Genomic DNA, 12390 nt, shown 5'->3' with positions numbered 1-12390 from the left:
ATAACAGTAATAAGTACAAAGACATCAGTATTCGTGAGTATTCATAACTGGGGGGAAGGCCATGAAATGGCAGGGCAGAAGAGGCAGTTCTAATGTGGAAGACCGCAGAGGCCGCGGCGGCGGAAGCGGGGGCAAGCTGATCGGCGGCGGAATTAGCGGGATCGTGATTATAGTGATTGTTACGCTGCTGAGCGGAGGGAATATCGGTGATATTATGGGGAATCTGACCTCAACCGGTTCGGGCACGAACTCAAATGTCCCCTATGAACAGAGCGCACAGGAGAAGGAGCTATCCGAGTTCGTATCTGTGGTTCTGGCCGATACCGAGGATGTCTGGTCCGATATTTTCAAGGAGCAGGGGATGACTTACCAGGACCCGACGCTTGTGCTCTACAGCGGCAGCGTGAACTCTGCCTGCGGAACCGCCAGCTCCGCCGTCGGCCCGTTCTATTGTCCGGGGGATGCCAATCTGTATATCGATCTCAGCTTCTATGATGAGCTGCAGCAGCAGTTCAAGGCGCCTGGCGACTTCGCCATGGCGTATGTAATTGCCCATGAGGTGGGTCATCATGTACAGACGCTGCTGGGCGCTTCCAAGCAGCTGAATGCAGAACGCCAGCGCCTCAGCGAGACTGAATTCAACAAGGTTCAGGTTCGTTTCGAGCTGCAGGCCGATTATTATGCCGGGGTATGGGCCCATCATGCCCAGGGGATGAATCTGCTGGAGGAAGGGGACCTCGAAGAGGCGCTGACTGCCGCGAGCGCGGTGGGGGATGATACGATCCAAAAGCGGGCGCAGGGATATGTGGTGCCCGACAGCTTCACGCACGGCACCTCCGAAGAGCGTAAGCGCTGGTTCTATAAGGGCTTCAACTCCGGCACGATTGCCGGTGGAGATACCTTCAAGGCTGCTGAACTCTAGCCTGCAACTGTTCTATCACAACAAGAGCCGCCCATCCGCTTGACGGAGAGCGGCTTTTGTTCTTATTTGGGATATTATTATTATGAGCCGTTTCTGCTCCGCCGGGAAGCTGTGATGTATGCCAAAAACAGCATACATTGTGCTGCCGCGCAGGCGTCCGGTCCGAATGTATGCCAAAAACAGCATACATTCGGCGGGTTCTGCCCGGCCCCCGCAGGCCGTCTCACTGCGAGGGAACGTGTGCTTACGACTGCACATCGTTCCGGTAAGAAAGGCGGTTGCGGCCAAGCTTCTTGGACTCCAGCAGGAGCTGGTCGGCGTAGACGTACCCTTTTTCCATAGAAGTCTTCTGGTCCGGATCAGCCTTATAGTAAAAGAGTCCGAAGGATGCCGAATATGGCACGCGGATCATCTGCTCCTCGAATTCTGCACTTACGCTGTGATCATGAAGGCTGTCCAGAATCTCCTGAATCTGTGTCCTGCACTCCTCGAAGGTCTTGTCCCTCAGCAGCAGTGTGAACTCTTCCCCGCCGCTGCGGAACAGGATGTCTCCCTCCTGCAAATGCTTCTGCAGCGTCTGCGCAAAATGAACAATGACCCGGTCGCCGACGGCGTGGTTATAGGTGTCGTTGATTTTTTTGAACCGGTCGATGTCCGCCACTACAATTCCGATGTACTCCCCGCTCTGGTTCAGCTCCTTCATCATCTTGTCCATATGCGCCCGGTTATAGGTTCCGGTCAGGAAGTCGCGGTAAGCCATCTGCTCGAATTTGTCGCGTTCATACTTGTGCTGGGCACTCTGTGATTTGGAATAGAACGAGATACTGACAACATAGTTGAGCACGAACAGGGCGATCAGCATCTCCCATTTCTCCATTTGCAGCAGCCGCAGCAGCAGAGCATTGCTCAAGGCGACCTTGCTGAAGTCCAGCAGACTCCGGCTCCGCAGGAGCAGGTTCCGCGCTTCACCGCGTGTCTTGATATCTCCCGACAGGGCAAAGGTCAGCACCAGGAAGGTGGAGGACAGCAGGGTTGTGACGCAGACCACAAGCAGGAACAGCAGCCAGTATCCGAGCGGAAGCTTGTCCGCCAGGGGAGAGAGCGCCGTATACAGATAGTACGCAGCAGATCCGCCCAGTGTGAACGCGCCGATATTATAGAAGGTATCCAGTAACTCTCCGGGATCGTCGGTTTTTGTTTTCTTTTTATAGAAATATACGATGAACCGGTATACCGTCTCGAACAGGAACGTGCCGAGCGGACCGGCAAAAATCCCGAATGAGGAGGTATAGCTGATTGCATAATCGATTGTAGAGTTCCCGCTCCGGGTCACAATCCGCAATTGGAAGTAGATGCTCGAGAAGATAGTGTATAGCAGTAATGCTTTTATATAGGTGGCGTCCAGGACTACAGCATGCGCGTGAATGAAAGCTATAGCCAGGGAGGCGACAAATAGGAAAAGGTCAAATACCCTCGCTTTTGACATGTCGGAAATTTCCTTTCAGGATTTATACCGATTATACCCGAAAAGCCGATTCTTGATTAAAAGTTATTTTCAAAATTTGTATTGAATGACCATATATCCATTTCCGCCTGTCTGCAACCTTCATATACTATCCTGGCTAAGGTGGAGCAGACTGCTCCTGTGCCTCTAAATAAATCTATAAGCCGGGGAGAGGAATGCATGAAAATATTGCTGGTCACCTACTGGGGCCTCACCAATATGGGCGGGATTTGGACGTATATGAAGCAGCTGGCAGACGAGCTGGGCGAGCAGGGCCATTCCGTTACAGTGATGGGCAGCCATGTGGAGAACAATACATTGTATCTGCTGAACCGGACAGAGTCTTTTGATAAAAAAGCGTTCTATTCGCTTCTGCTGCCCCGGCTTGATATCGGCCGGTTTCCCTCGCTGCATCTGGAGCATGGCATCTTAAGCTTTGAGCTGGGGCGTTACGTATTCGAGGGCGGCGCCGCTGTGCTTGGGCTGGAGGAATATGATGTCATTCATGCCCAGGACCCTATCGCCTCCTATGCGCTGCGGCGGATCATGCGCCGTCCTGTTCCGCTGGTCGCAAGTGTTCATGGGGCATTGACCAAGGAGACCTACTATGAGTACAAGGGACTTGAGCCCGGACTGACCCGGGAGGCCTATGAGCAGCGGCCGATCTGGAGATATTTCCGCAAGCTTGAGACACTGGGGGCCCAGGCGGCTGACCAGATTCTGGTCTCATCGGAGTGGATAGGACAGCTTACGCAGAGTCTGGGCGTCAGCCAAGGACGTATCCATACCTTGCCGTACGGGCTGGACCTGCATCAATATGCTGCCCGGGCCGCAGAGACGCCGCCGCTTCAATTTGCAGAAGGAATCCCTGTGATCATGTATGCCGGACGTCTTGAATATATCAAAGGCGTCCATGTGCTGATAGAGGCGCTAGGGATTCTGCAGCAGCGCTGTCAGCAGTGGATCTGTGCGGTGGCTGGAATCGGCAGCCTCCTGGAGGAGCTCATGGAGCAGACCCGCCGGCTGGGTATCGCGGATAAGGTCCATTTCACCGGGAAGCTGAACAACATTCCGGCTGCACTCCGGGCTGCCGACATCTATGTGCAGCCCTCCCTTCAGGACACGCAGCCCTTCTCGGTTACGGAAGCGCAGCTTGCCGGGATCGCGCCGATTGTCGCCGGAACCGCAGGCATGCCGGAGATGGTCCGGCAGGGAGAGACGGGCTGGATTGTTCCTCCCGGAGATGCCGCGCAGCTCGCCCTGCAGATCGAGCAGCTGCTGGGGGATGAGGAACTGAGAAGACGCACCGGCCTCCAGGCTAAGCAGTGGGCAGAGCTGACCCGTTCGCTGGATGTCATGGCTGCGGGTACGCTGAATGTATACCAGAGAGCGGTCAGTATGCGGGCGGGCCGGCCGGCAATTCCGGATTACCTCCGGTTTGAGGAAGAACCGGGAGCGGGTGCGCTGCCGGCAGCTTTTCATCCGGCGGATGTGCTTAACGAGTGTAGTCCGGGGAATCCGCTTGCCGTAACGCTGCGTGTCAAGCTTCCACAGCACTACTCTATTCCTGATGCACGTACAGCCCTTTCTCCCCTGGGATAGACGCTGTCCGCAATTGAAGCGGCAAAGTTGTCATGCCTGCCTGATTGAAGCATATACATGAGGGGAGTAACATTTTGGGCTTATACTCTGGGCTTGTCTCAGGGATAGATTATGCCAAGAAGGAGGACATTTCCCGTGTTTGACCAGTCCCATGGCTTGCGGTTTGATATTTATGAACGCATTCACCTTTCGGAAGAGCTTCCGGGAATAGCAGAGCTGGAGGAAGTCGAGCTGGTTCCCGACATCCAGGTCATCCAGCGTGAGGACCGGGCTGAACTGCACGGACAACTGCTGCTCACCGGACTCTACCGGGGGGAGGATGACCTTACACAACGTCTGGAGCATGCAATTCCCGTTGAAATCACTGTTCCGCTGACCCGGGTCAGCTCACTTGATGACATAGGGGTGGAGATCGAGAATTTCGATATTGATCTGCTGACGATGCGAACCGTCAACATTACCGGAGTGCTCTCGCTGCGCGGAATCGGAAGTGCAGATGCACAGCCGGCCTGGCAGCAGGAGGAATACACGGTAGCGTATTCGCCGGAGGCAGGAGACGGCAATACGTCTGAGGAGAAATTACGCAGTCCGGAGAATGATACCCTGTATGAGAATTCGCTTTGGACCTATGGCGAGGGGGCGTCCGAGGGCTCTGAAGAAGATCAGAGCTCTGCTGATCCGGCTGAGGCTGCAGCTGAGCCGCTGTATGCGGAAGACGCTGCGTACACCCAGCCCGCTGCCTATCTCTCCACACCCCTGAAGGACAAGGAACCCAGAGCAAGGACCCATAGCCTGGATACGGCTTCTTCGGCAGGCAGCGCCGTCTTGAACACAGTGGATCATTGGGGCAATGCGAAGCTTCATGCCGCAACGCAGCCTGAGCCGGTGCTAACCTCCGCTGCCAATGATGCTGCTGCGCTGTTTGCCGGGAACGAAGAAGGGGAGGCGGCAGAGGAGATCCAGGCCACAGACAATGAGGTCTTCCTGTCTGCGGAATCTCTGGCTCCCCCGGAAGAGAAGCAGGATCTCAAGGTTGCCCTTGGCAGCAAAAAAGAACCGGGAGCCGCCGAGCAGGAGCCGCTCACCTTCTCTTCGCTGCTCAGCGCAAGCCGCGCCAACAGAGAGCAGGAGGAACTGCTCGCGGGCGATATTGACTCTGTAGCGGAGGCTGTCCCTGAGCCCGGCAATGATACAGCGTGGAAGAGCCGGTTCATCGGCGGCATGGGCGGAACGGAGCTGTTCCGGAAGGTAAGGCTCTGCATCGTGCAGCGGGAAGAGACGCTGGATACCATAGCCGAGAAATACCAGCTAAGCACCCGGGAGCTGACCATGTATAACCGGCTGTCCGGCCAGGTTGTAGAAGAGGGACAGGTATTATACATCCCTTGAGATTGATGATGCGCGGAGAATTCAGGCTTAACAGGAACAGCCCTTTCCTTACGGATGGGGCTGTTCCTGTTTCTTTGTGAAGCGATGAAGTGATTTTTATTATGCGGTCTGTATATAAGATCTCCGCTTCTGGTTTACAAACCGTTCAGCCGGGGGTAATAGTCACTACCGGCCTACATACATTACACATTCAGGCAGCTATGCGCTGGTACACCACTTCTGGAAGGATGATCACTCACATGAAGAGAAAAGTGGCAGCCACTGCGGCCGCACTAAGCTTGACGCTCACAGTCTCGGCCGGTGTCTACGCCGCCAGCAATCTGCAGGAGATCAAGGCGCTCCTGAACAACAAAATCGGGATCGTCGTGAATGGTCAGGCATACACGCCAAAAGACGGCAACGGCAAAACCCTCGCCCCGATTACCTACAACGGCATCACTTATCTGCCTGTACGCTCTATCGGCGAAGCACTGAACACCGCTGTCACTTATGATGCTGCAACCAGCCGGGTCATCATCGGTGATGCGGCTGCTCCGGCTGTCTCCTCCGGAGGCTCGTCCGCAGGAACACCAGCGGATTCTGTGAAGCGCCCGAAGAGCCTGCCGGCGGACTTCCCGCTTCCGGCGGACGCGAAGATATATGATCTGATCGAAGGCTCGGCGACCGGCAAGCCGTCTGCGACCTTCAGCTACCGTACGAAGCAGAGTCTGGAGACGCTCGGCAATACGTATAAGGACTATTTTGTACAAAAAGGAGCTACCTCCAAGTCCGAGGAAGTCTCAGCCTCAGCCTTCTCGATTATTGATGCCGGAAGCACATTCTCCGTTACGCTGGATGGCGCTCCCGGAACAGGCAGCAATCAGGGCTTCAATGTGGTTCAAGTGATCTGGAGCGGGGAGTAAGCGCCAAGGTTCGTCTGCTGCGCGCCCTTTGTGTATATGCTGGTTGACTAGGGATAACACTGAATGTATTATTGAACTAAGTAATAACTAGCTTAAAGACTGGGAACGGGAAGAGTAGGCGGTCAGCCCTTCAGAGAGCGGGATTATCATTGGTGTGAATTCCCGCAGGATGCAGCCCCCGAAGTCGCCCCGGAGTTGCCCTTCTGAGCTTGTCTTCATCATGAAGACCGGTTAGGATGCGGCCGGTTGCAGCCGTTACCCTGCATGAGTGTCGCGCTAAGCTTTAGGAACCTGCAAGGGAACTTAAGGCAGTGGTTTATTTTTTGTTGGCGCGAAACAAAGGTGGTACCGCGAAAGAATGGCCTTTCGTCCTTTGAGACGAAGGGCCTTTTTGTATTCTCAGAAACCGCTAGCTACTCAATACATTTAACAGTGGAGGGTTCACAATGGCTGATAACAACAATGCAGCAGCAGAGCTGCCGAACGGGCAGGAAGCGGTAGAAGCTACCGCTTCAGCTAATCACAAGCAGAGCGACATGCCGACTACATATGATCCGGGAGCGGCAGAGAAGAAATGGTATGCGTACTGGATGGAGAAGGGCTTCTTCGAAGCCGGCAAGCGGCCGGATGCGGAGCCTTACAGCATCGTGATTCCGCCGCCGAATGTAACAGGAATGCTGCATATCGGACACGCGCTGGATTTCACTCTTCAGGATGTGCTGATCCGTACCAAGCGGATGCAGGGATATGATACCCTGTGGCTGCCGGGTACGGACCATGCAGGGATTGCTACGCAGACCAAGGTAGAGCAGAAGCTGCGCCAGCAGGGAATTTCCCGCCATGATCTGGGACGCGAGAAGTTCCTGGAGCAGGTATGGGACTGGAAAGACCAGTATGCCCAGACCATTCATGACCAGTGGGCCAAGATGGGCCTGTCCCTCGATTACTCCCGCGAACGCTTCACCTTTGATGATGGAATGAAGAAGGCGGTAAGTAAGGTATTTGTGGAGCTGTACCAGAAGGGCCTGATCTATCGCGGCAAGCGGATTATTAACTGGGACCCGGCTGCCCGTACAGCGCTCTCGGATATCGAGGTTGAATACAAGGAAGTGAACGGGCATCTGTACCATCTGCGTTATCCGCTTAAGGATGGCAGCGGCCATATCACGGTGGCTACCACACGGCCTGAGACGATGCTGGGCGATACAGCCGTAGCAGTACACCCGGAAGATGACCGTTACAAGCATCTGATTGGCCAGGCGCTGGTCCTGCCGATAATAGGCAGAGAGATTCCGGTTATTGCTGATGATTACGTAGATAAGGAGTTCGGCAGCGGTGCGGTTAAGATTACACCGGCGCATGATCCGAACGACTTCGAGATGGGTGTCCGCCATAACCTTCCGCAGATCAACGTAATGGATGAAGGCGGAGTGATGAACGAGGAAGCGGGCGCTTACCAGGGAATGGACCGCAGCGACTGCCGTAAGGCCATCGTAGCTGACCTGAAGGAGCAAGGCGTGCTGATCTCCATTGAGGATCACGTACATCAGGTTGGGCACAGTGAGCGTTCGGGGGCTGTTGTAGAGCCTTATCTGTCCACCCAGTGGTTTGTCAAAATGCAGCCGCTGGCTGAAGCAGCCATCGCTGCACAGAAGGACGGCGACGGGGTTCACTTCGTGCCGGACCGCTTCGAGAAGACGTACCTGAACTGGATTGAGAATGTCCGCGACTGGTGTATCTCCCGCCAATTGTGGTGGGGTCACCGGATTCCGGCCTGGTACTCCGAATCTACCGGGGAGCTTGTAGTTGCACATGATGAAGAAGAAGCGCGCCGCATCAGCGGGCTGTCCGACCTGAAGCAGGATGAGGATGTTCTGGATACCTGGTTCAGCTCCAACCTCTGGCCGTTTGCTACCTTAGGCTGGCCTGACGGGGAGAGCAGTGACTATCAGCGTTACTATCCGAACAACGTACTGGTTACCGGATACGATATCATCTACTTCTGGGTAGCGCGGATGATTTTCTCAGCCATGGAATTCACAGGCCAGAAGCCGTTCTCCGATGTGCTGATGCACGGACTCGTACGCGATGCCGAAGGACGCAAGATGTCCAAGTCTCTGGGCAACGGTATCGATCCGCTGGATGTTATCGAGCAGTACGGCGCTGACGCCATGCGCTATATGATTACTACCGGCAGTACAGCGGGCCAGGATCTGCGGTTCCGTATGGAAAAGGTAGAGCAGGCGCGCAATTTTGCCAACAAGATCTGGAATGCCTCCCGGTTCGCGCTGATGAATCTGGAAGGCGTATCCTTTGAAGATATTGACATTACAGGAGAGCTTGGCACAGCAGACCGCTGGATTCTGCACCGCCTGAACGAAACTTCCCGCGATATTACGCGTCTAATTGACTCGTACGAGTTCGGCGAGACCGGACGCCTGCTCTACAACTTCATCTGGGATGATCTGTGCGACTGGTATATCGAATTCGCCAAGCTCTCGCTGTACGGAGCGGACGCAGCTGCCAAGGCCAAGACACAGTCTGTTCTGGCTTATGTACTGGACCGCACATTGCGCCTGATTCACCCGTTCATGCCTTTCATTACGGAGGAAATCTGGCAGCATCTGCCGCATCAGGGCGAATCCATCACCTTGGCAGAATGGCCGAAGTACGATGCGGCGCTTGAGAATCCGCAGGCGGTATCAGAGATGAACCTGCTGATGGATATCATCCGGGCTGTTCGCGGTATCCGTGCGGAAGTGAATGCGCCAATGAGCAAGAAGGTTGAGCTGATCATCAAGGCCGGCAGCCAGGACACCCTGGACATTATTTCCCGCAATGACAATTACATCGGGCGCTTCTGCAACACCTCTTCGTTCGAAGCAGGTCTTGCGCCGCAGACGCCGGATAAAATGATGTCCGCCGTGGTTACCGGAGCGGAGCTGCTTCTGCCGCTGTCCGGTCTGATCGATATCGATCAGGAGATTATCCGTCTCGAAAAAGAAGTTCAGACCTTGAACAGCGAAGTGGAGCGTGTGGAGAAGAAGCTCAGTAATCAGGGTTTTGTGGCCAAAGCTCCGGCGAAAGTTATCGAAGAGGAACGGGCGAAGCAGGCGGATTATTCCGACAGACGCGAGAAAGTGCTGGCCCGTATTGCAGAGCTGAGAGGATAACAGACATGGAAGAGATCACCTGGAGCGGCGCTGCCGCTCCCTTAAATTCTTATACAGAAGCGGTAGACTGGATCAACAGCCTGATTCCTTTTGGAATCCGGCCGGGTCTGGAGCGGATAGAGCTTCTAATGGAGAAGCTGGGAAATCCGCACCGGAAGCTTAAGTTCATTCATGTGGCCGGGACGAACGGCAAGGGCTCAACCTGCGCCTTTTTGACCTCGGCCCTTATTCAGAGCGGATATTCGGTGGGGACCTTTACCTCTCCTTATATCACGAAGTTCACGAACCGGTTCCAGTACAACGGGACGGATATTCCTGAGGAGACGCTGCTTGCGCTTGCCAATCAGCTGCGTCCGCTGGCCCGGGAGATTGCGGGCACTGAGCTGGGCTCACCGACCATGTTCGAGGTGGCGACGGCGCTCGCGATTCTCTATTACGGCGAAGTCTGTTATCCCGATGTAGTCGTATGGGAGACGGGGCTTGGGGGAAGGCTGGATGTAACGAATATCGTCACTCCGGTTGTGTCGGTCATTACTAATGTGGGACATGACCATACCGATGTGCTGGGAGATACGCTTACGCTAATTGCCGGCGAGAAGGCCGGGATTATTAAGCCGGGCGTTCCTGTAGTCAGCTGTGTGAGCCAGCCCGAAGCTGTAGCTGTATTGAAGGCCAAGGCGGCGGCTACCCGTTCGACACTCTATTTAGCGGGAGAAGATTTCAGCTATAGCGGAGTTGAACTGAGAGACGGCTGCCAGCACTTCACCTTCAACGGGCCGTTCCGGGGGCTTGAGCTGGACATTGCCATGAAAGGCGAACACCAGCTGCAGAATGCAGCCGGAGCAATGATGGTCCTTGAGGTGCTGAGGCAGTATATGGCCTTCATGCTGGAGGACGAGGATGTGCTGGAGGGCTTCCGCGGCACATTCTGGGCCGGAAGACTGGAGGAAGTGAGCACCTCGCCCAGAATTATTCTGGACGGCGCGCACAATCCGGAAGGGGCTGAGAGCCTCGCGAAGAGCCTTCCGCAGTTCCAGCCTTACGGTAAATTAAATTTGCTCATGGGGATGCTGGCAAATAAGCATCACGAGTCGTATCTCAAGCATATACTGCCTATAGTGGATACGCTCATCCTGACCGAACCGGATTTCCGTAAGAAAATGGACGCGGAAGATCTGCAGGCGATCGCAGAAAATCTGCGGAGTAAATATGCCAAGGAAAACTTGGAAATCATAGTAGAACGTAATTGGGGCCAAGCGCTGCAGAAGCTGCAGACGATCACAGCGGACGATGACCTCGCAGTTGTGTCCGGAACGCTGTATTTGATTTCTGATGTGCGCAGTACGCTTTTACGGCAACCCGATTCTGAAAAAGGCTGGTGACGAACTGTTGGATACTACTGAACGTGTGCATTTTATAGGGATCGGCGGCTATGGTATGAGCGCGATTGCCCGGGTGATGCTGGAGATGGGATATACAGTTACAGGCTCTGACGTAGCTGCCCAGGAGTTAACGGAGAAATTGATAGCAAAAGGTGCCAAGGTCTTCATCGGGCATACGGCGGAGCAGGTAAAAGGTGCGGATCTGGTCGTCTATTCCACGGCACTTGCCGCGGATAATGTGGAATGGGTGGAAGCAGAGCGTCTGAAAATACCGGTTCTGCACCGCTCGCAGATGCTGGCCCGGCTGCTGAATGAACGCAAGGGCGTTGCGGTGGCCGGAGCGCACGGCAAGACTACCACCTCATCCATGATTGCTCTGGTTATGGAAGACTGCGGCGTGGACCCTACCTACATTATCGGCGGGGAGATTATGAATGTCGGCACGAATGCCAAAGCGGGACAAGGGGAATTCGTCGTGGCAGAGGCCGATGAGAGTGACGGCTCGTTCCTGCAATACCATCCTTGGCTGGGAATCGTTACGAACATTGAAGCCGACCATCTGGAGAACTACGGCGGCGACTTCGGCAAGCTGAAGGATGCTTATGTTCAGTTCATGAATCAGCTGCGCGAGGACGGGACAGCTATCGTATGTGCGGATGATGAGAATCTGAAATCCCTGCTGCCTAAGGTAAAAGGTAAAGTGATCAGCTACGGGATCGAATCAGAGACGGCTGATTATACAGCGACTGATATTGTCCTCGGTGACCGTCAGGTATCTTATACCATGAATCATGGAACTGAGGTATTAGGCCGTATTGAGCTCTCTATTCCGGGACAATACAATCTGTATAACTCTATGGCGGCAGTGATTTCTTGTCTGAAATCAGGCATTGCCTTTGAAGCCATTGCGGCTGCGATTGTGAAGTTCCACGGCGCCAAAAGACGCTTCCAGGTGCTGGGCGAGGTTGACGAGATTCTCGTCATTGATGATTACGCACATCATCCAACAGAGATTCAGGCTACGATCAGCGCCGCCAAGGCAACCGGCAAACGCATTATCGCCGTGTTCCAGCCGCAGCGCTACACACGTACCTTCTTCCTGCTGGATGCGTTCAGCCGCGCGTTCAGCGAAGCGGATGAAGTGATTATTACCGATATCTACTCCCCTGCGGGAGAGAAGCAGATAGAGGGAGTCACCTCCGCTAAGCTGGTAGAGCTGATTGTGCAGAACAGCAACGCCGGTGCACGGCATCTGCCGACTAAGGAAGATGTGCTGGCAGACCTGCAGAACCGTATTGCTCCCGGTGATCTGGTCATCACCATGGGTGCAGGCGATATCTGGAAGGTCGCTTATGCGCTGGCAGACAGCCTGAAGAACCGGTAATATTTCGCGAAACATCAAACGTTAAAGTAGCAGCGATTTTCCCGTTATGGGAGAATTGCTGCTTTTTGTTTAAATAGATAAGAACTTATGTGACATTATCCTTATGGTTGGTTGTTTCGTATCCCGCTTAAA

At 54.5% G+C, this 12390-nt stretch carries 8 protein-coding genes and 1 other annotated feature; of the genes, 7 read left to right on the top strand and 1 reads right to left on the bottom strand.

Annotation, left to right across the window (positions count from 1 at the left end; genetic code table 11):
- Positions 1–61 precede the first annotated feature (61 nt).
- Positions 62–922, top strand: coding sequence for a neutral zinc metallopeptidase (locus tag NYE24_RS12695; RefSeq protein ID WP_342478797.1), 861 nt, complete (start codon positions 62–64; stop codon positions 920–922).
- A gap of 244 nt (positions 923–1166) precedes the next feature.
- Here the strand turns inward: NYE24_RS12695 and NYE24_RS12690 are convergent, their stop codons facing one another.
- Complete coding sequence (locus NYE24_RS12690; RefSeq protein ID WP_342478796.1) at positions 1167–2408, bottom strand: GGDEF domain-containing protein; 1242 nt, start codon at positions 2406–2408, stop codon at positions 1167–1169.
- Between the two features lie 198 nt (positions 2409–2606).
- Between NYE24_RS12690 and NYE24_RS12685 the strand changes: the two genes are divergently transcribed.
- From NYE24_RS12685 to murC, 6 genes are all read left to right on the top strand, one after another.
- Positions 2607–4028, top strand: a complete 1422-nt coding sequence (locus NYE24_RS12685) for a glycosyltransferase family 4 protein (protein ID WP_342478794.1) — start codon at positions 2607–2609, stop codon at positions 4026–4028.
- Between the two features lie 135 nt (positions 4029–4163).
- Entirely contained in the window at positions 4164–5417 is a 1254-nt protein-coding gene (locus NYE24_RS12680; protein ID WP_036698952.1) for a LysM peptidoglycan-binding domain-containing protein, read from the top strand.
- 239 nt (positions 5418–5656) lie between these two features.
- On the top strand, positions 5657–6319 hold the full coding sequence (locus tag NYE24_RS12675) for a stalk domain-containing protein (RefSeq protein ID WP_051493905.1): 663 nt from the start codon (positions 5657–5659) through the stop codon (positions 6317–6319).
- Positions 6320–6411: 92 nt separating this feature from the next.
- Positions 6412–6696: a binding site (T-box leader), on the top strand.
- 159 nt (positions 6697–6855) lie between these two features.
- A complete protein-coding gene (locus NYE24_RS12670; protein WP_036699001.1) occupies positions 6856–9492 on the top strand; it encodes a valine--tRNA ligase in 2637 nt (878 codons plus the stop codon).
- Between the two features lie 5 nt (positions 9493–9497).
- Positions 9498–10874, top strand: a complete 1377-nt coding sequence (locus NYE24_RS12665; RefSeq protein ID WP_342478793.1) for a folylpolyglutamate synthase/dihydrofolate synthase family protein — start codon at positions 9498–9500, stop codon at positions 10872–10874.
- Positions 10875–10881: 7 nt separating this feature from the next.
- Complete coding sequence (murC, locus tag NYE24_RS12660; protein WP_036698954.1) at positions 10882–12258, top strand: UDP-N-acetylmuramate--L-alanine ligase; 1377 nt, start codon at positions 10882–10884, stop codon at positions 12256–12258.
- Positions 12259–12390 lie beyond the last annotated feature (132 nt).

It is taken from the genome of Paenibacillus sp. FSL H7-0350 (assembly GCF_038593195.1).
Classification (GTDB): domain Bacteria; phylum Bacillota; class Bacilli; order Paenibacillales; family Paenibacillaceae; genus Paenibacillus_AQ.
The sequence above is the reverse complement of the archived record's forward strand: the minus strand, read 5'-3'. Positions and strand labels throughout refer to the sequence as shown.

What these genes read in the sequence shown, in the direction of transcription:
- NYE24_RS12695 (WP_342478797.1), top strand. Translation starts at nt 62, where the DNA reads ATGAAATGGCAGGGCAGAAGAGGCAGTTCTAATGTGGAAGACCGCAGA.
- NYE24_RS12685 (WP_342478794.1), top strand. Translation starts at nt 2,607, where the DNA reads ATGAAAATATTGCTGGTCACCTACTGGGGCCTCACCAATATGGGCGGG.
- NYE24_RS12670 (WP_036699001.1), top strand. Translation starts at nt 6,856, where the DNA reads ATGCCGACTACATATGATCCGGGAGCGGCAGAGAAGAAATGGTATGCG.
- NYE24_RS12690 (WP_342478796.1), bottom strand. Translation starts at nt 2,408, where the DNA reads ATGTCAAAAGCGAGGGTATTTGACCTTTTCCTATTTGTCGCCTCCCTG.
- NYE24_RS12665 (WP_342478793.1), top strand. Translation starts at nt 9,498, where the DNA reads ATGGAAGAGATCACCTGGAGCGGCGCTGCCGCTCCCTTAAATTCTTAT.
- NYE24_RS12675 (WP_051493905.1), top strand. Translation starts at nt 5,657, where the DNA reads ATGAAGAGAAAAGTGGCAGCCACTGCGGCCGCACTAAGCTTGACGCTC.